This window comes from Microbacterium sp. KRD172 (assembly GCF_017168295.1).
In the GTDB taxonomy this organism is placed as follows: Bacteria; Actinomycetota; Actinomycetes; order Actinomycetales; family Microbacteriaceae; genus Microbacterium; species Microbacterium profundi.
In genome coordinates this window covers 520,440-537,132 of sequence record NZ_JABFAS010000002.1, presented here as the reverse complement: position 1 = coordinate 537,132, position 16,693 = coordinate 520,440, and the positions used below count along the sequence as shown (strand labels likewise).

General features: G+C 67.9%; 19 protein-coding genes. 13 read left to right on the top strand and 6 right to left on the bottom strand.

Annotation, left to right across the window (positions count from 1 at the left end; all coding sequences use genetic code 11):
• Window positions 1-147: 147 nt before the first annotated feature.
• On the bottom strand, window positions 148-1,050 hold the full coding sequence (locus J1M43_RS02840) for an ROK family protein (protein WP_206475676.1): 903 nt from the start codon (window positions 1,048-1,050) through the stop codon (window positions 148-150).
• 10 nt (window positions 1,051-1,060) lie between these two features.
• A complete protein-coding gene (pyrE, locus tag J1M43_RS02835) occupies window positions 1,061-1,621 on the bottom strand; it encodes an orotate phosphoribosyltransferase (protein ID WP_206475674.1) in 561 nt (186 codons plus the stop codon).
• A gap of 88 nt (window positions 1,622-1,709) precedes the next feature.
• On the opposite strand from pyrE, the gene J1M43_RS02830 reads away from it, so the two are divergent.
• The 6 genes from J1M43_RS02830 to J1M43_RS02805 all read left to right on the top strand — a co-directional run bounded on the left by J1M43_RS02830 (window position 1,710) and on the right by J1M43_RS02805 (window position 6,034).
• Entirely contained in the window at window positions 1,710-2,246 is a 537-nt protein-coding gene (locus J1M43_RS02830) for a YbhB/YbcL family Raf kinase inhibitor-like protein (protein ID WP_206475672.1), read from the top strand.
• Window positions 2,247-2,274: 28 nt separating this feature from the next.
• Window positions 2,275-3,120, top strand: a complete 846-nt coding sequence (locus J1M43_RS02825) for an exodeoxyribonuclease III (RefSeq protein ID WP_033105796.1) — start codon at window positions 2,275-2,277, stop codon at window positions 3,118-3,120.
• Between the two features lie 241 nt (window positions 3,121-3,361).
• Window positions 3,362-4,624, top strand: coding sequence for a sensor histidine kinase (locus J1M43_RS02820; RefSeq protein ID WP_206475670.1), 1,263 nt, complete (start codon window positions 3,362-3,364; stop codon window positions 4,622-4,624).
• Window positions 4,621-5,286: a response regulator transcription factor gene (locus J1M43_RS02815; protein WP_206475668.1), complete on the top strand. Its 666-nt coding sequence runs from the start codon at window positions 4,621-4,623 to the stop codon at window positions 5,284-5,286. The genes J1M43_RS02820 and J1M43_RS02815 overlap by 4 nt, the downstream gene beginning before the upstream one ends.
• Before the next feature lie 78 nt (window positions 5,287-5,364).
• Entirely contained in the window at window positions 5,365-5,619 is a 255-nt protein-coding gene (locus J1M43_RS02810) for an AbrB/MazE/SpoVT family DNA-binding domain-containing protein (RefSeq protein ID WP_033105793.1), read from the top strand.
• Window position 5,620: 1 nt separating this feature from the next.
• Window positions 5,621-6,034: a PIN domain-containing protein gene (locus J1M43_RS02805; RefSeq protein WP_052166852.1), complete on the top strand. Its 414-nt coding sequence runs from the start codon at window positions 5,621-5,623 to the stop codon at window positions 6,032-6,034.
• Between the two features lie 53 nt (window positions 6,035-6,087).
• Here the strand turns inward: J1M43_RS02805 and J1M43_RS02800 are convergent, their stop codons facing one another.
• A complete protein-coding gene (locus J1M43_RS02800) occupies window positions 6,088-6,660 on the bottom strand; it encodes an NADPH-dependent FMN reductase (RefSeq protein WP_033105792.1) in 573 nt (190 codons plus the stop codon).
• 183 nt (window positions 6,661-6,843) lie between these two features.
• On the opposite strand from J1M43_RS02800, the gene J1M43_RS02795 reads away from it, so the two are divergent.
• Together J1M43_RS02795 and J1M43_RS02790 are read left to right on the top strand one after the other, a co-directional pair.
• Window positions 6,844-7,740, top strand: a complete 897-nt coding sequence (locus J1M43_RS02795; protein ID WP_206475667.1) for an ABC transporter ATP-binding protein — start codon at window positions 6,844-6,846, stop codon at window positions 7,738-7,740.
• Window positions 7,737-8,855, top strand: coding sequence for an ABC transporter permease (locus J1M43_RS02790; RefSeq protein ID WP_033105790.1), 1,119 nt, complete (start codon window positions 7,737-7,739; stop codon window positions 8,853-8,855). Before J1M43_RS02795 ends, J1M43_RS02790 begins: the two co-directional genes overlap by 4 nt.
• Window positions 8,856-9,124: 269 nt before the next feature.
• Here the strand turns inward: J1M43_RS02790 and J1M43_RS02785 are convergent, their stop codons facing one another.
• Window positions 9,125-9,715, bottom strand: a complete 591-nt coding sequence (locus J1M43_RS02785; protein ID WP_033106501.1) for a TetR/AcrR family transcriptional regulator — start codon at window positions 9,713-9,715, stop codon at window positions 9,125-9,127.
• A gap of 150 nt (window positions 9,716-9,865) precedes the next feature.
• Here J1M43_RS02785 and J1M43_RS02780 point away from each other — a divergent pair, with 150 nt between their 5' ends.
• The 3 genes from J1M43_RS02780 to paaZ are packed head-to-tail and all read left to right on the top strand — an operon-like array spanning window position 9,866 to window position 13,499.
• Window positions 9,866-10,609, top strand: coding sequence for an enoyl-CoA hydratase/isomerase family protein (locus J1M43_RS02780; RefSeq protein WP_033105789.1), 744 nt, complete (start codon window positions 9,866-9,868; stop codon window positions 10,607-10,609).
• Window positions 10,610-10,635: 26 nt separating this feature from the next.
• Window positions 10,636-11,448, top strand: a complete 813-nt coding sequence (locus tag J1M43_RS02775; RefSeq protein WP_052166946.1) for a 3-hydroxyacyl-CoA dehydrogenase family protein — start codon at window positions 10,636-10,638, stop codon at window positions 11,446-11,448.
• Window positions 11,445-13,499, top strand: a complete 2,055-nt coding sequence (gene paaZ, locus J1M43_RS02770) for a phenylacetic acid degradation bifunctional protein PaaZ (RefSeq protein ID WP_206475666.1) — start codon at window positions 11,445-11,447, stop codon at window positions 13,497-13,499. The genes J1M43_RS02775 and paaZ overlap by 4 nt, the downstream gene beginning before the upstream one ends.
• Here the strand turns inward: paaZ and J1M43_RS02765 are convergent.
• Complete coding sequence (locus J1M43_RS02765) at window positions 13,488-15,611, bottom strand: RecQ family ATP-dependent DNA helicase (protein WP_033105786.1); 2,124 nt, start codon at window positions 15,609-15,611, stop codon at window positions 13,488-13,490. The two genes, paaZ and J1M43_RS02765, sit on opposite strands and share 12 nt — an antisense overlap.
• 223 nt (window positions 15,612-15,834) lie before the next feature.
• Between J1M43_RS02765 and J1M43_RS02760 the strand changes: the two genes are divergently transcribed.
• Entirely contained in the window at window positions 15,835-16,101 is a 267-nt protein-coding gene (locus J1M43_RS02760) for a hypothetical protein (RefSeq protein ID WP_033105785.1), read from the top strand.
• On the opposite strand, the gene J1M43_RS17140 is transcribed toward J1M43_RS02760, so the two are convergent.
• Window positions 15,992-16,423, bottom strand: coding sequence for a M23 family metallopeptidase (locus J1M43_RS17140; protein WP_374058525.1), 432 nt, complete (start codon window positions 16,421-16,423; stop codon window positions 15,992-15,994). The genes J1M43_RS02760 and J1M43_RS17140 overlap by 110 nt on opposite strands.
• Before the next feature lie 25 nt (window positions 16,424-16,448).
• Between J1M43_RS17140 and J1M43_RS02750 the strand changes: the two genes are divergently transcribed.
• A complete protein-coding gene (locus tag J1M43_RS02750; RefSeq protein ID WP_206475664.1) occupies window positions 16,449-16,646 on the top strand; it encodes a hypothetical protein in 198 nt (65 codons plus the stop codon).
• The last annotated feature ends 47 nt before the right edge of the window (window positions 16,647-16,693 follow it).

Genomic DNA, 16,693 nt, shown 5'->3' with positions numbered 1-16,693 from the left:
CGTCCCCGCCCGCGGCAGGCTGTTCCAACTGTCGGAGGGCGGTACGCACGTCGGAGGTTTTCGGCCAATTCCTCCGACCTACGTCGCAGGCTCCGACGTGCGTAGCATCGTCGGCCGTACCGGGCCTCACCGGGCGACGCCCCCGGATTACCTGAGCACGAGCGCGGCCGCGCCGATGAGCGGACCCTCGTCTCCCAGCCCGGAGCGCACCACCCGCGCGCGCCGAGAGTAATCGTGCGCGGCGCTCGCCGTGAGCGCCTGCTGCACGAGCTCGATGTAGTCGTCGGAGACCCGAGAGAACCCGCCGCCGACCGCGATCATGTCGAGGTCGACGAGCGTCGCGGCATCTGCCAGCGCCTCTCCCACCGCGCGAGCGGACCGTTCGATCGCCGCACGCGCGGTCTGATCGCCGGATGCCGCGTCACGCGCGAGGTCCTCGCCGGTGGCGCCCGTCCATCCCTGGGTCTGCGCCCACGCGGCGGATGCAGGTCCCGAGGCGATCTCCTCGAGAGTCAGGCCGCCTTCACGGCGCACCTGCCCGAGGTGGCCGGCGTTACCGGAGGCACCGCGGATGTACTGCCCGCCCACGACGAACCCACCGCCGACCCCTGTCGACACGACGATCGAGAGCGACGAACGCGCCTCGCGGGTCGCTCCGAGCCAGGCTTCGGCGAGCGCGAGTGCACCACCGTCGTGCCCGAACACGGTGTGCACGTCACGGCCGAGAACAGCGGATGCCGCGTCACGCACCGCTCCGGCCAGGCCGTAGCCGCGCGCCTGGGGCATGTTGACCGGGACGATCGAACCGGTCGGGAGGTCGATCGGACCCGCACTGCCGACACCGGCGCCCACGAGCTCGGCGCCTTCCGGCAGCAGGGCGAGCGCATGCGCGATGACGGCCTCGACCGCAGCATCCAGAGACGCTGGTGTCGCGTCGCGGCCGGTGGCCTGCCTGCTGCGGCTGCCTGCGACCAGCATCCCGTCATCGCCGACGAGCGCGGCCTCCAGTTTCGTGCCGCCGACGTCGACGGCCAGTGCGTACCGAGTCATGCGCCGAAGGTCACTGCGGGTCGAGGCCGAGGTCGTCGAGGTCGAAGGCCGCCAGCCACTGCAGCCCCTCCGCCTCGATCGCGGCCTGTGCGCCGGTCTTGCGATCGACGATCACGGCGACGGCGATGACCTCTGCGCCCTCGCGGCGCAGCACCTCGACGGCCTTGAGCGCGGACTGGCCGGTGGTGGAGGTGTCTTCGAGCACGACGACACGCTTGCCCGCGATGTCGGCGCCTTCGATCTGACGACCGCGGCCGTGGTCCTTCGGCTCCTTGCGCACGACGAAGGCATCCACCGGGCGATCCGTGGCGACGGAAGCGTGCAGCACCGAGTTCGCGATCGGGTCGGCGCCGAGTGTCAGGCCGCCGACAGCCTCGGCGTCGAGATCGCCGATCAGATCGAGCATGATGCGGCCGATGGCTGGTGCCGCACGGTGATCGAGCGTGAGCCGGCGCATGTCGACGTAGTACGTCGCCTGCTTGCCGCTGGAGAGGGTGAAGTCACCATGAAACACCGCCTCCGCCTTGATGAGGTCGAGGAGGGCTTGGCGGTCTGCGTCGAGTGCGGTCACGGCATCCAGCTTAGAGCCGGTGGTGCGACCTGCGTGGTGCGCCTATCGTGGGCCGTGACGTCATCATCCCCTCAGCGAAGGAGGCCCCATGCTCTCGTACGATCCTTATGCCGAGCTCGCCACGCTGCGTGATTTCGCGCCGCTCGAGTTGAGCAGTTCCGATTTCGAACCGGGCGGGCCGCTGCCGCTGTTCGCCTGGTCGTCCGGTCGGGGTGGTGAGGACCGCTCGCCCGCGCTGCAGTGGTCGACGCCGCCCGCAGGCACGCGCAGCTTCGCGATCTCGTGCTTCGATCCGGATGCCCCGACAGGATCGGGGTTCTGGCATTGGGCCGCCTACAACCTCCCCGTCTCGGTCACCTCGCTCGCCCGCGGCCTCGGCGATCTCGCCGCGCTTCCGCACGGAGCGACGGTGCTGCCGAACGAGTCCCGCTCCGAGCGGTTCATCGGCGCGGCCCCGCCCGAGGGCACAGGGGTGCATCGATACTTCTTCGTCGTGGACGCGCTGGACGTGGAGACGCTCGACATCCGCGCAGGCTCCACGCCGGCGGTGCTCGGATTCAATCGGCACTTCCACTCGCTCGCCCGCGGTGTGTTGATCGGCACGGCCAACCCCGCAGAGCGTTGAGCGTCGACCCCGCAACTAGGCTGGATGCATGCGCCTGGCCACCTGGAACGTCAACTCCATCCGCACCCGCGTGCGCCGCACGGTCGAGTTCGCGGTGCGTGAAGACATCGACGTGCTCGCGATGCAGGAGATCAAGTGCAAGCCCGAGCAGTTCCCCTACGCGCAGTTCGAAGAGGCCGGCTATCAGGTCGAGGTGCACGGCCTGAACCAGTGGAACGGCGTCGCCATTGCGAGCCGCCTGCCCATGACCGACGTGTCGACGGCGTTCGACGGGATGCCGGGCTTCGCGAAGGGCCATGAAGGACCGGATGCTCCGCTCGAGGCCCGCGCGCTGGGTGTGACCGTCGACGGCGTGCAGATCTGGAGCCTCTACGTGCCGAATGGGCGCTCATTGGACGACCCGCATTACGCGTACAAGCTGCACTGGCTCAACGAGCTTCGTCAGCACGCGGCATCCGCTCTGCAGAAGAACCCGAATCTGCCGCTGGCGCTCGTCGGCGACTTCAACATCATCCCGTTCGACTCCGACAACGGCGATCCGGACATCGTCGAGGGCGTCTCGACTCACGTCTCCCCCCAGGAGCGCGCCGCGTTCTTCGCCTTCCAGGATGCGGGCCTCACCGACGTCGTGCGCCCGCTGCTGCCCGAAGGCTTCACCTACTGGGACTACCAGCGGCTGAAGTTCCCGCGCAACGAGGGCATCCGCATCGACTTCGTGCTCGGCTCCCCCGCGCTCGCCGGCGCCGTCACCGGCGCATCGATCCACCGCAATGAGCGCAAGGGCGAGCAGCCCAGCGATCACGTGCCGGTGGTCGTCGACCTCGACTTCGGTGGTGCCGAAGACGATGACGACATGCCGATGATCTTCGCCTGACGGGTCTTTCCCCCATGACACCGGTGCGAACCGGGCCGGGCGCGGGCGCATAGCGCAGCGAGGGGCCACGTCAGGACAACGCCTTGCTGCGCTCGGGATCGGTGGTGGTGGGGTTGACGAAGACCTTGGTTGACATGCTGACTCCTTTGTCGGATTGTCGGTGCCGGGTGTCAATAGCAGAGCGGATCGAATCCGTCGCAGGGCGGATGCCGCAGCATCCGCTTCCCCGTACCGTTGAGGCATGTCTGCACCATTCCGCGCGCTCACCGCGCGCCAACGCCGATCCGACGCGCTGCTGGCCGCCGTCGTGTTCGTCGCAGGTGTCATCAGCGCCGCGCTCTCTGCGGCGTCTGAGATCTACGGTGACGAGCAGGCGCCGCTGTGGCAGGCGCTGGTGTACCTGGTGTTCCTGGCAGCGCCGCTCGCCCTGCGCCGCGTCTGGCCAGCACAGGTCGCGATCATCGTCTCGGTCGCCTACTTCGTCGCCGTCACCGTGCGGATCCCCGAGCTCTACGCCGGCAACGTCGCGATGTTCATCGCGCTTTACACGGTGGGGGCGTGGATGGCGAACCGCCGCGCGGCGATGATCGTACGTGCTGCGATCATCGCCGGCATGTTCGCCTGGCTGATGGTCACGATGTACCGCGACGCGATCGACACCGCCCGTGAGGAGGACATCATCGCGGGCGCGATGTCGCCGTACCTCGCGTTCATGATGCTGCAGCTGCTCGTGAACGTGCTCTACTTCGCCGGCGCCTACTACTTCGGCGAGCACGCATGGCGGGCGGCGATGCAGCGTCAGGCGCTCGAACAGCGCACGGCGGATCTCGAACGCCAGCGCGAGGTCACGGCCGCCCAGGCCGTGGCGCTGGACCGCGTGCACATCGCCCGCGAACTGCACGACGTCGTCGCCCACCACGTGTCGGTGATGGGTGTGCAGGCGGGAGCGGCGCGCATGGTGATCGACCAGGATGCCGGCACGGCGAAGCATATCCTCGCCGATGTCGAAGCCTCGGCCCGCGAGGCCATCAGTGAACTGCGGCACCTGCTGGAGACGCTGCGCTCCTCGGATGCCGCGGCAGACGACGCCGCGTCGACGGTCACCCTCGATGACATCGCACAGCTTGCTGAGGCATCCGATTCCGCCGGCGTGCCGACGGAGTTCACGGTGGTCGGCGATCAGCGATCCGTGCCTTCGGTCACGCAGGTGAACCTGTACCGCATCGCGCAGGAATCGCTCACCAATATCCGCCGCCATGCCGGCGCGGGAGCCACCGCCGACGTGCGCCTGCGCTATCTGGACAGCGGTGTCGAGCTCGAGATCGTCAGCACCGGCCGCACCGTGCTCACCGCACGATCGGGAATGGGACAGCTGGGCATGCGCGAACGCGCGCTGGCATCGGGCGGCACGATCGAATCAGCACCGCGCGAACGCGGAGGTTGGCGGGTTCGTGTGCACGTTCCCCTCTCGACGCCCGTGGCGCCGGCGGGAGCGACCGCATGAGCGATCCGATCCGCGTCCTCATCGTCGACGACCACGCGACGCTGCGCGTCGGGTTCCGCACCATCCTCGACAGCCAGCCCGACATCACCGTGGTGGGTGAGGCCGCCACCGGCGCGGAAGCAGTGGCGGCAGCATCCGCTCTCCGACCCGCTGTGATCACCATGGACGTGCAGATGCCCGACATGGACGGCATCGAAGCGACCAGACGCATCGTCGCCGAGCGCGAGGTGACGGCCGCGATCGCGATCGTCACGACATTCGATCGCGACGACTACCTGTTCGCAGCGCTGGATGCCGGCGCGAGCGGCTTCCTGCTCAAGAACGGCACCCCGGAGGATCTGCTCACGGCCGTACGCGTGCTGGCGGCCGGCGACGGGATGCTGGCGCCCGAGGTGACTCGCCGAGTCGTGCAGCGGTACGCCTCGACCGCGCCGCAAGCCCCGTCCACCACCCGCGGGGTCGCGCTCGTCGAGCCGCTCACCGACCGTGAGGCCGAGGTGCTGGCGCTGGTCGCCGAGGCGATGAGCAATGCCGAGATCGCGACGCGACTGTTCATCGGCGAGGCGACCGTGAAAACGCACGTCTCACGCATCCTGCAGAAGCTCGGTGCCCGTGACCGCGTGCAGGCCGTCGTGCTGGCGCATCGGCGCGGGCTGGCGTGACGCCCTATCCCTTCGCATTCGCATCGCGTAAGCTTATTCGCACGAAGTAAGGCGAATCGTCTGTGGGAAGGAATCACCATGTCCATCGCAACGATGACGAGCAAAGGGCAGTTCACGATGCCCAAGGACGTCAGAGACGACCTGAAGCTTGTGGCCGGCTCCAAGGTGATGTTCGTGAAGCTCCCGAACGGGCAGTACAACGTCGTTCGCAAGACGGGCGACGTTTCGGACCTGTTCGGCATGCTCCACCAGCCCGGCGTACCCGCGATGACGATCGAGGAGATGAACGATGCCATCGCCGATGGCGCCGCCGAGAGCGGCATGGACTCCTGACATGTTGACGCATGGCTCGATGACCGGCGTCGACACCAACATCATCCTTCGGGCAGTGCTGCAGGACCACGAGGTTCAAACGGCCATCGCCCAACGCACCCTCTCAGGATTCAGCCGCGAAGCTCCCGGCTTCATCTCGATTGTCACGCTCGCCGAGGTGTACTGGATGCTGGCCAGAGGGCGCCACTTCGAGAAACGTGCGTGCCTCGCGGTCATCCGGCGCCTCGTCGAGAGCGAGACCCTGGAGTTCGATGACGGCGAGGGAGTGGTGCGCGCCCTCCATCTCGCCGAGGATGGAGCAGACTTCGCGGACGCCCTCATACAGTCAACGATGGAACAGTTCGGTGCGACCGAGACGGTGACGTTCGACCGCTCGGCATCCGAGCGACTGGGATGGCGACTGCTCGAGGAGTAGACGACGAATGCCCCGGGGCACAGGGCCCCGGGGCATCAGTACATCAGTGAGAGTTACGCGTTCACCAGCTCCGCGGAGTGCTGCACGCGTGAGATGAGGCCGTTGAACGCCTCGAGGTAGCCGACCAGGAAGCCGGCCGTGCTGTCATCGGTGACCTGGCCGTCTTCGGTGAACAGGCCGGGGCGGTCCTGGATGAAGCCCTCCGGCTGGCCCATCGTGATCGCGCTGAAGTGGCCGAGGATCGCACGCAAGTGCTGCTGGGCGGCGGCGGTCGCGACGCCAGAGCCCGAGGTCCCGATGACGGCGACGGGCTTGCCGAAGAACGACATCTCGCCGTAGGGGCGGGTCGACCAGTCGAGCGCGTTCTTGAGCACGCCGGGGATCGAGCGGCTGTACTCGGGCGTGACGATGATGACACCGTCGACGTCGGCGATGGCCTTCTTGAAGTCGGTCGCCACCTGAGGGAAGTCCGCGTCGAAGTCGGGCGAGTAGAAGGGCAGGTCCTTGATCTCGATTTCGACGAGTTCGGTGCCTTCGGGGGCGAGGTTCTGCAGCACGCGCGCCAGGCGACGGTTGATGGACGTGCTGGAGATGCTGCCGACGATGTATCCGATGGTGCGAGTCACAGGTGTGTTCCTTCTGTTCGGGCTCAGTCATGAGCCATGTGCATTCATCGTGCTCAACGCACCGTCCGGAAATTAAATTCCTTTGCATAGAACGTAAATGTCCGTCGCAGGGGGGATGCCGACGTGCCGAGGCGCCTCGTAGCGTGGAGGCATGCGATGCATTGAGCGAAGGAACGAGTCGAAATGACCTCAGGAACGCTTCGACTGACCGGCATAACGAAGAGCTACGGTACTCGCCTGGTGCTCGACGACGTCACCTTCCCGGTCGTCGCCGGCCACCTCACCGGCTTCGTCGGCGGCAACGGCGCAGGCAAGACGACCACGATGCGCATCGTGCTCGGGCTGCTCGCCTCCGACGGCGGATCCGTCACGCTCGGCGGCACCACGCTGACGCCTGATGCACGCCGCCAGTTCGGCTACATGCCGGAGGAGCGCGGGCTGTACCCGAAGATGAAGGTGCTCGAGCAGGTCGTCTACCTCGCCCGTCTGCACGGGTTCTCCAAGACGGATGCCACGACGCGTGCAACCACGCTGCTCGAAGAGCTCGGACTCGGCGAGCGCCTGAATGACAACCTCGAGGCGCTCTCACTCGGCAATCAGCAGCGGGCGCAGATCGCGGCATCCCTCGTGCACGATCCGGAGGTGCTGATCCTCGACGAGCCGTTCTCGGGTCTCGACCCGCTCGCCGTCGAAAAGGTCGCCGGCGTGCTGCAGGAACGTGCGGCGCGCGGGGTCTCGGTGCTGTTCTCCTCGCATCAGCTCGATGTCGTGGAGCGCCTGTGCGATGACCTGGTCATCATCGCAGGCGGAACGATCCGGGCTGCAGGACCCCGCGACCAGCTGCGCGAGCAGCACTCGGCCCCTCGATGGGAGCTGGAGAGCAATGGCGATGTCGGGTGGCTGCGCGAGGAGCCGGGCGTCACGGTCGTCGACTTCGAGGGCGGGAACGCCGTGTTCGACACAGACGATCCGGCCTCCGCGCAGCGCGTGCTCCGGCGCGCGTTGCAGGACGGTGACGTCAACAGGTTCGGTCCGCAGCATCCCACCCTCGCCCAGATCTTCAAGGAGGTCATCCAGTGAACCCTTCGACAGGCTCAGGGACCGGTTACGGTTCGACCGTCTCCACCGGACAGGGCGTCTGGCTCGTCGCAGAGCGCGAACTGAGCACCAAACTGCGCAGCAAGGCCTATCTGATCTCGACCGGCATCCTGCTGCTGATCGCCCTCGCCGGCGTCATCTGGGCCGGTTTCTCCTCTTCGAACTCCAGCGCGACTCCCATCGCGGCGACCGGTGCCACGGCATCCGCTCTTTCCGAAGTCGACGGCTACGACGTGACCGAGGTCGCCGATCGGGATGAGGCCACCGCGCTCGTCGAATCGGGCGAGGTCGACGCCGCCGTGGTCGATGACCCGTCGTCGCCGACCGGCCTCGTGATCATCGCCGACAAGGAGGCGCCCCAGAGCCTGATGATGGCCCTCTCCGCGACTCCGGAGGTCGAGTTGCTCAACCCGGATGCCGCGGGCAGCGGGCCACTCCGGTACCTGCTCGGCATCGGCTTCGGTCTGGTGTTCATGATGTCGGCGATGATGTTCGGCATGCCGGTGGCCACCAGCGTCGTGGAGGAGAAGCAGACCCGCGTCGTCGAGATCCTGCTCTCCAGCATCCCGGCACGCGTACTGCTGGCCGGCAAGGTGGTCGGCAACACGATCCTCGCCATGTCGCAGATCGTGCTGCTGGCGACCGTCGGCACCATCGGGCTGATCGTCACCGGTCAGACCGGGTTGCTGGCGGGACTCGGCGGCCCGGTCGTCTGGTTCGCGGTGTTCTTCCTGTTCGGGTTCATCCTGCTCGCGGCCATGTTCGCCGCCGCAGGATCGATGGTGTCGCGCCAGGAGGACGCCGGCACCACCTTGACCCCGGTGATGTACCTGACGATGATCCCGTACGTCCTGGTGATCTTCTTCGGCGACAACCCCGTCGTGATGACCGTGCTCTCGTACGTGCCGTTCTCTGCCCCGGTCGGGATGCCGATCCGATTGTTCTTCAACGAGGCGGAGTGGTGGGAGCCGCTGGCCTCGCTGGCGATCATGCTCGTGGCATGCATCGTGGTGATCCTGATCGGCGCGAAGATCTACGAGAACTCCCTGCTGAAGATGGGCGCGCGGGTGAAGTTCCGCGAGGCGCTGCGGCGCTGAGGCGGGGTTTCCTCGCTCCGCGCAGCCGTGGAAGGAGGAGAGTGTCGGTCAACCTCGCGAATGACGGACACTTTTCTCCTTCGCTCAGCCGCGCGCGCTCGTCGAATCGGACTCGCGTTCGACAGGCCGTCACGGCGCGTCGGCGGATCGTCGCTCCGCGTCATTCGGAATATGCGCGCGCATGGAAGGGTTCGCGTAGCAGCAACCAGATGGGCGGTGTCGAGCGTGATCAGCTTGCTGCACTTCCCGGCGCTCAGCCCGCTTCGGGCTCAGCGCGTGCGCAGCCCGTCGAGGGCAATCGTGAGCACATCGTCCGCGAGCGCTTCCGCGCCTTCGGGCCCACCGGGCCGGTACCACTCGACGATCGAGTTGACCATGCCGAACAGCAGCCTCGTGGCGACCGCCGCTCCGACGTCGGCGCGCACCGTCCCCTCGGCCTGAGCGGCCCGCACCATATCGGTGATCTGATCGTCGAATCCGCGCCGCCGCTGGAGCGCCGCGCGTTCGACGTCGCTGTTGCCGCGCACCCGCAGCAGCAGTGTCACGTACGCGAGCTTGTCGACGAGCACACGCACCGCACCTCGAAGCACGTACTCGAGCCGATCGCCCGCAGAGCCCGCTGTCGCCCCCGGTTCACGCAGCACGGCTTCCAACGACCCCATCGCCTCGTCGAGGGCAAGCTCGAGCAGACGCTCCTTCGACGCGTAGTGGTGATACAGCGCGGACTTCGAGAGGCCGAGGCGTTCGGCGAGCGAGGCCACCGAGGTCGCGTCGTACCCGTGTTCGATGAAGACCTGCACGGCGATCTCGAGGATCTGCCGCTGGTCGTAGCCCGGTCGCCCTCGGCGTGCAGCGGGCATCGCTGCCGCGACTTCTTCGGACGATGGCACTGACACGCGTTCCAGTCTGACACCAGCGATTGCCGACGCCGCGCAACCTTGGCATAATAATTACTGAACGATCGGTCAGAAACTGCCGGGCCGGACCAGACGACGCAGTCAGGAGCGCACATGAACGAGGAACCCCTCGTCATCGAACGCAGCCCCGACCGCGTCGTCGCCCGATTGAACCGCCCCGACAAGCGCAACGCGATCGACCGCGAGATCATCGACGTGCTGCATGCGCTGTGCGAGGAACTCGAGACCGAGCCGCGCATCCTGATCCTCACCGGCGTCGACGGCGTGTTCGCGGCCGGCGCCGACATCACCCAGTTGCGCGCCCGTCGCGCCGAAGACGCACGCCGCGGCATCAACGCCACCGCCTTCATCCGCATCCATGAGCTGCCGATGCCGGTGATCGCCGCGATCGACGGCTATGCACTCGGTGGAGGCGCCGAGCTCGCCTACGCGGCCGACATCCGCATCGCCACGCCAACGCTGAAGATCGGCAACCCAGAGACCGGTCTCGGCATCATGGCCGCAGCCGGCGGAACCTGGCGGCTGCGAGAGATCGTCGGCGACGGCCTGGCGAGCGAGATGCTGCTCACCGGGCGACTTCTCACTGCGGACGAGGCGCTGCGCGCCGGCCTCGTCTCCAGCATCCACGCCGCCGATGAGCTGCTCGTGGCAGCGCACGCGATCGCGGATCGGATCGCCGCGAACGATCCGCTCGCCACCCAGCACACCAAACGGGCCATGCGTGCACCGCGCGAGACGCATCCCGGTATCGACGGCGATCTGCAGGCCGAGCTGTTCGAGAGCCCGGAGAAGATGCGCCGGATGACCGAGTTCCTGGAGAGGCGAGGCCGACGGTGAAGGTGGGTGTACTCGGCGGAGGCCGCATGGGCGCAGGGATCGCGCATGCATTCCTGCTGGCCGGTTCCGATGTCATCATCGTCGAACGCGACGGCGCCGCGATGACGGCGGCGGTGCATCGCATCCACGAGAGCCTTGAGCGCTCCGTGAAGCGCGACAGCACCGAACGGACGCTCGACGACCTGAACGCGGCCCTCCGCGCAGGCACGGATGCCGGAATCCTCGCAGACCGTGACCTCGTGATCGAGGCCGTTCCGGAGGACCGTGCGCTCAAGTCCGAGGCGCTCGCCCGCGTGGAGAGCGTGCTGGCCGCCGATGCGGTGCTCGCCTCGAACACGTCATCGATCTCGATCGACGCCCTGGCTACATCGCTCACCCGTCCGCAGAGGTTCCTCGGTCTGCACTTCTTCAATCCGGTGCCGTCGTCGTCGCTGGTCGAGATCGTGTGCGGATCCGCGACGGATCCGGCACTCGCCGACCGGGCGCGCGACTGGGTGGAGACACTGGGAAAGACGCCGATAGTCGTCCGCGACTCCCCCGGCTTCGCGTCCAGTCGGCTCGGCCTCGTGCTCGCACTCGAAGCGATCAGGATGCTGGATGCCGGCGTCGCCTCGGCGGAGGACATCGACCGGGCCATGGAGCTCGGGTACCGGCATCCGATGGGCCCGCTGCGCACGACCGATGTCGTCGGCCTCGACGTGCGCCTCGGCATCGCCGAAGAGCTGTACGCGACCCTCGGCGAACGCTTCGCACCGCCGGCGCTGCTCAGGCAGATGGTCACGGAGGGCAGGCTCGGCCGCAAGAGCGGCCAAGGCTTCTACAGATGGGATGACGAATGAGCGAGGTTCTGCCCGGCTACGTCCAGGGCGCATGGTGGACGCCGGACTCGGACGCCGGTGCACTGATCGTCCGTGATGCCTCGACCGGCGAGGAGATCACCAGGGTCAGCAGTCAGGGCATCGATCTGACAGGCGCACTCGACTACGCCCGCACGGTCGGTCAGGCATCGCTGGGAGCGCTGACGTTCCACCAGCGTGCGGTGCTGCTCAAACAGTTCGCGCTCGCGCTCACCGAGCGCAAAGACGAGCTCTACGCCCTCTCGGCGCGCACCGGGGCGACGAAGGCCGACTCCTGGGTCGACATCGACGGCGGCATCGGGGTGCTGTTCGCCTACTCCGGCAAGGGACGCCGCGAACTGCCCAACGGCCACGTGTACGTCGACGGCCCGATCGAGCCGCTTTCGAAGGACGGCACGTTCCTCGGCCGCCATGTGTTCACGCGGCTTCCGGGCGTCGCAGTGCAGATCAACGCATTCAACTTCCCGGTGTGGGGCGCGCTCGAGAAGTTCGCGCCCGCATTCCTCGCGGGGATGCCGACGCTCGTGAAGCCCGCGACGCCGACCGGCTATCTCGCCGAGGCCTTCGTGCGCATCCTCGTCGAATCGGAGCTGCTGCCGGACGGGTCGCTGCAGCTGGTCAGCGGCAGCGTGCCCACGCTTTTCGACGACCTGCGCCTGGGCGACATCGTCGGGTTCACCGGCAGTGCGTCCACGGCGGCAGAACTGCGATCGCAGACTCCGCAGGGCGTGAGGTTCACCGCCGAGACCGACTCGATCAACGCCTCGGTGCTCGGCCCCGACGGGGTCGCGGGAACGCCCGAGTTCGACGCCTACGTGCGCCAACTGGTCACCGAGCTGACGACCAAGGCGGGGCAGAAGTGCACGGCGATCCGACGCGCGATCGTGCCGACAGCATCCGCCGACGCCATCATCGACGCGGTGCGCGCACGGCTCGAGGCGAAGATCGTGATCGGCGACCCGCGCGCCGAGGGTGTGACGATGGGCCCGCTCGTCTCGCTCGCCCAGCGCGACGAGGTGCTGCGACAGGTGCAGGTGCTGCAGGATGCGGGCGGCCGGATCGTCGTCGGCTCCAGCGATGCGCCGGAGGTGCGCGGCGTCGACGGCTCCTCCGCGGCCGACGGTGCCTTCGTCGCCCCGATGCTGCTGCGCTTCGACGACGCAGGGGCGGATGCCGTGCACGAGGTCGAGGCATTCGGCCCCGTGGCTTCACTGCTGACCTACTCCACGACGTCTGAGGCCGCGTCTCTCGTTGCCCACGGCGGCGGATCGCTCGTGACCAGCGTCGCGACGCACGACCCTGAGTTCGCCGCCGAACTCATGACCGGCATCGCCGCCTCGAACGGACGAGTTCTGTTCCTCGACCGCGATGACGCGCGCTCATCCACGGGGCACGGATCGCCGATGCCCGGTCTCGTGCACGGCGGTCCGGGCCGCGCGGGCGGGGGTGAAGAGCTCGGCGGCATCCGCGCCGTGCTGCACCACATGCAGCGCACGGCCGTGCAGGGATCGCCCGACATGCTGACGGCGCTGACGGGTGTGTGGCATGTCGGGGCGACGGCCCGGTATGACGGCATCCATCCGTTCCGGAAGTCGCTGGCAGAGCTGCAGGTCGGCGACCGCATCGCCTCAGCGTCTCGTGAGGTGACGCTCGACGACATCGAGACGTTCGCCCACTTCACCGGCGACACCTTCTACGCGCACATGGACGAGCAGGCCGCCGCCGCGAACCCGTTCTTCCCCGGACGCGTCGCCCACGGCTATCTGCTCGTGTCGTGGGCCGCTGGGCTGTTCGTCGATCCTGAGCCCGGTCCCGTGCTCGCGAACTACGGGCTGGAGAATCTGCGCTTCATCACTCCGGTCTCGCCGGGCGACAGCATCCGCGTCGAACTGACTGCGAAGCAGATCACGCCTCGGGAGACCGATGAGTACGGCGAGGTGCGCTGGGATGCCGTGATCCGCAACCAGAACGAGGAGACGGTGGCGACGTACGACGTGCTGACGCTGGTGGAGAAGGAGCGCTCAGCCGCGTAACGCGAGCACGAACGGCAGTACCTCGCTCGCTCCCGCCTGCCGGAGGGAACGGGCGGCGACGGTGAGGGTCCAACGACTGTCGGCCTGGTCATCGACGAGCAGCACCGGCCCGTCGGGGATCTCGAGTCCATCCGCGCTGAAGCGCTCCCAGAGACCCGCGAGCCGGAACGCGCTGTTGCCACCCGGCTGTCCGGTGGGTCCGCCGTCGACCAGCGTCAGCGGGCCGATGAAGGGCAGCTTGCCGATCTCGGCGATCCCGTGCGCGAGCGAGTCGACGAGCAGAGGACGCGATCGCGACGGCATCGCGACGACCGCGACGGGTCGCTCGGCCCATCCCCACCCTGCGAGCACCCGCACGCAGCCGGCGAGCACCTGCGGGGTCACCGGGCCATCGGGCGCACCCGCTGCGAACAACGTACGCAGCGTGCCGCCCCATCCGAGGTCGGTGAGTCGGGCCAGCGCTCGTCCGCTGCCGGCCTGCTCAGCCGCAGGAATGCGACCCTTCACCGGAACCCCGAGTCGGTCGGCGCCCGTCGGCCACATGCGGCGCGGGTCGATCGCAACGCCGACCCGGTCGAGGGACTCGGATGCCGCAGATGTCGCCGCCTGCCCGATCTCGCGAGGGAACCACGCACCGGCGCAGTTGTCGCACCGCCCGCAGGGCGCGGCCGTGTCGTCATCGAGCGAACGCTGCAGGAACTCCATCCGACATCCGTCGGTCTGCTCGTATTCGAGCATGTACTGCTGCTCTGCGACGCGTTCGGCGGCGATGCGCTCGTAGCGGTCCCGGTCGTAGACCCAGCTCTCACCGGTGGCGACCCACCCGCCCTGCACCCGGCGCACCGCACCGTCCACATCGAGAACCTTGAGCAGCAGTTCGAGCGGGGTGCGACGGATGTCGACCATCGCCTCGAGTACAGGGGTCGAGATCGGCGCATCGCCGAGGGCTGCGATCACGCGCTCGGCGCGCTCCTGATCGGGCATGGATGCCGTGGCGAAGTAGTGCCAGATGTCGCGGTCCTCGGGTCCTGGTAGCAGCAGCACATCCGCGCTCTCGCTCGCTCGCCCTGCACGCCCCACCTGCTGGTAATAGGCCACCGGCGACGACGGCGCTCCGAGGTGCAGCACGAAACCGAGGTCGGGCTTGTCGAAGCCCATACCGAGCGCACTCGTCGCGACGAGCGCCTTCACCTCGTTGCGCTTGAGCATGCCCTCCGATTCCTCACGCTCATCGGTGTCGGTCTGCCCGGTGTACGCGCGCACCTCATGGCCGCGCTCGCGCAGCAGCCGGGCGGTGTCGACGGCCGCGGCGACGGTGAGCGTGTAGATGATGCCCGATCCTGGCAGGTCGTCGATATGGCTGAGCAGCCAGGCCAACCGGCGGGCCGCATCGGGAAGGCGCAGCACGCCGAGTCGCAGGGATGCGCGGGCGAGCGGGCCGCGGATCGTGAGCACACCGTCGTCGGCCATGTCGTCTCCCGTGCCCGCGACCCCGAGCTGCTCCTCGACGTCGGCGACGACCCGGCTGTTCGCCGTCGCCGTCGTGGCGAGCACCGGCACCTCCGCAGGCATCTGCGTGATGAGGTCGCGCAGGCGCCGGTAGTCAGGGCGGAAGTCGTGACCCCAGTCGCTGATGCAGTGCGCCTCGTCGACGACGAGCATGCCGATGCGGCGCACGAGCGCCGGCAGTTGCTGCTCACGGAAGGCGGGGTTGTTCAGCCTCTCCGGCGACACCAGCAGCACGTCGACCTCGTCGCGGTCGAGCTGGGCGAGCACGTCGCCCCATTCGTGCGCGTTCGTCGAGTTGATCGCCACCGCGCGCACGCCGGCGCGTTCGGCCGCCGCGATCTGGTCACGCATCAGCGCCAGCAGCGGCGAGACGAGCACCGTGGGACCGGCGCCCTGCCGGCGCAGCAGCAGGGTCGCGACGAAGTAGACGGCGGACTTGCCCCAGCCGGTCCGCTGCACCACGAGCGCCCGCCGCCGCTGGGCGACCAGCGCCTCGATCGCTTCGTACTGCCCCTCATGGAAGTCGGCATCGGGGCGGCCGACGAGATCGCGCAGTGCGGCGAGGGCGGCAGCGCGAATGTCGACGGCAGAGAGGGAGGCCATGCACCCACTCTGCCTCAGACGACGGACACCGGCCACCCGACGCCGCTTGACCTGACTGAGTTGGATCCTCCGTGGTGATCGCCACGGCGATCAAGCAGGAAGCAGCTGCGCCCAATGGACTGATCCAGCAAGCGCACGCGCAGGCCGGTCACACGACGACCCGGGCGCCCTGCCGGTTGTCGGAGGCCAGCGTATGCTGGAGATGTAGACGAAAGGGGATCCCATGGCCAAGGCAGCAACCGCCCCGGAGCCGGTGGATTTCGACCCGATGATCTACGACATCATGCGCGAGACGGCGACCGAGCTTCGCGGCGAGTACATCTGGCTGTCGGACCACGCTGACACGGCGGCTGAGCGTGACGCAGCGACGACCGCGCACATCACTCTCTGGCAGGACGTGAACAGCGTGTCCGGTCGAGATCTCGCGACGATCCAGGCGAAGACCGACGAGTACCGATCGCGTCTTCGTCAGCTGCGCGCGACTGCGTGAGCTGGCGGGATGATCTCAGCGCGGCCGAGCTGCGCGAGATCTTCGATCGCAAGATCGCGCCCACGCTGACCGTCGGCGTCGCCGCTGAGCTGCACCCCTCTGTCGTGTTCGTGGGAGCTGCTCGAACCATACTGAGATGCAAATGCGTTCCATAGGAGCGGCCGGTGTGTCCGACCTCTCCGATCAGCTGGCCACCGGCGACGGTTTCTCCGTCCCGCACGAGCAGCTGGTGCAAGTACTGCGTTTCGGTGCGGTCGCTGTGCGTGATGATGACGTGGAGCCCCATGGCACTGTCATCGACAGTGGAGACGGCGAGGTCCATCCCAGAGTGCAGGTATGCGTAGCCCGTGAGCGACGCATCTCGCATCCCCCGCGAGGATCAGTTGCGCGACCTGTTTCGCGGCACGTTCAGGAGCCTGATCCGCCTGGAGGATTCGTTCCTGGTGGAGCTCGAGATCAGCGGTGAGGCGCTGCGTTTCGAGCATCCCGATCCGTCTGAAGCGTACGGCCGGGCGCTCCTGGAACTCGTCTCCCGCTCCCGCTGAGGCTCGAAACCCGTACCCGGCGTGCGAGCCTGGCCCACTTATGGGAT

What these genes read in the sequence shown, in the direction of transcription:
- J1M43_RS02785 (WP_033106501.1), bottom strand. Translation starts at nt 9,715, where the DNA reads ATGCCCGCTGCACGCCGAGGGCGACCGGGCTACGACCAGCGGCAGATC.
- J1M43_RS02765 (WP_033105786.1), bottom strand. Translation starts at nt 15,611, where the DNA reads ATGGCCTCCCTCTCTGCCGTCGACATTCGCGCTGCCGCCCTCGCCGCA.
- J1M43_RS02840 (WP_206475676.1), bottom strand. Translation starts at nt 1,050, where the DNA reads ATGACTCGGTACGCACTGGCCGTCGACGTCGGCGGCACGAAACTGGAG.
- paaZ (WP_206475666.1), top strand. Translation starts at nt 11,445, where the DNA reads ATGAGCGAGGTTCTGCCCGGCTACGTCCAGGGCGCATGGTGGACGCCG.
- J1M43_RS17140 (WP_374058525.1), bottom strand. Translation starts at nt 16,423, where the DNA reads ATGGACCTCGCCGTCTCCACTGTCGATGACAGTGCCATGGGGCTCCAC.
- J1M43_RS02820 (WP_206475670.1), top strand. Translation starts at nt 3,362, where the DNA reads ATGTCTGCACCATTCCGCGCGCTCACCGCGCGCCAACGCCGATCCGAC.
- J1M43_RS02760 (WP_033105785.1), top strand. Translation starts at nt 15,835, where the DNA reads ATGGCCAAGGCAGCAACCGCCCCGGAGCCGGTGGATTTCGACCCGATG.
- J1M43_RS02780 (WP_033105789.1), top strand. Translation starts at nt 9,866, where the DNA reads ATGAACGAGGAACCCCTCGTCATCGAACGCAGCCCCGACCGCGTCGTC.
- J1M43_RS02815 (WP_206475668.1), top strand. Translation starts at nt 4,621, where the DNA reads ATGAGCGATCCGATCCGCGTCCTCATCGTCGACGACCACGCGACGCTG.
- J1M43_RS02825 (WP_033105796.1), top strand. Translation starts at nt 2,275, where the DNA reads ATGCGCCTGGCCACCTGGAACGTCAACTCCATCCGCACCCGCGTGCGC.
- J1M43_RS02805 (WP_052166852.1), top strand. Translation starts at nt 5,621, where the DNA reads ATGTTGACGCATGGCTCGATGACCGGCGTCGACACCAACATCATCCTT.
- J1M43_RS02775 (WP_052166946.1), top strand. Translation starts at nt 10,636, where the DNA reads ATGGGCGCAGGGATCGCGCATGCATTCCTGCTGGCCGGTTCCGATGTC.
- J1M43_RS02810 (WP_033105793.1), top strand. Translation starts at nt 5,365, where the DNA reads ATGTCCATCGCAACGATGACGAGCAAAGGGCAGTTCACGATGCCCAAG.
- J1M43_RS02830 (WP_206475672.1), top strand. Translation starts at nt 1,710, where the DNA reads ATGCTCTCGTACGATCCTTATGCCGAGCTCGCCACGCTGCGTGATTTC.
- J1M43_RS02795 (WP_206475667.1), top strand. Translation starts at nt 6,844, where the DNA reads ATGACCTCAGGAACGCTTCGACTGACCGGCATAACGAAGAGCTACGGT.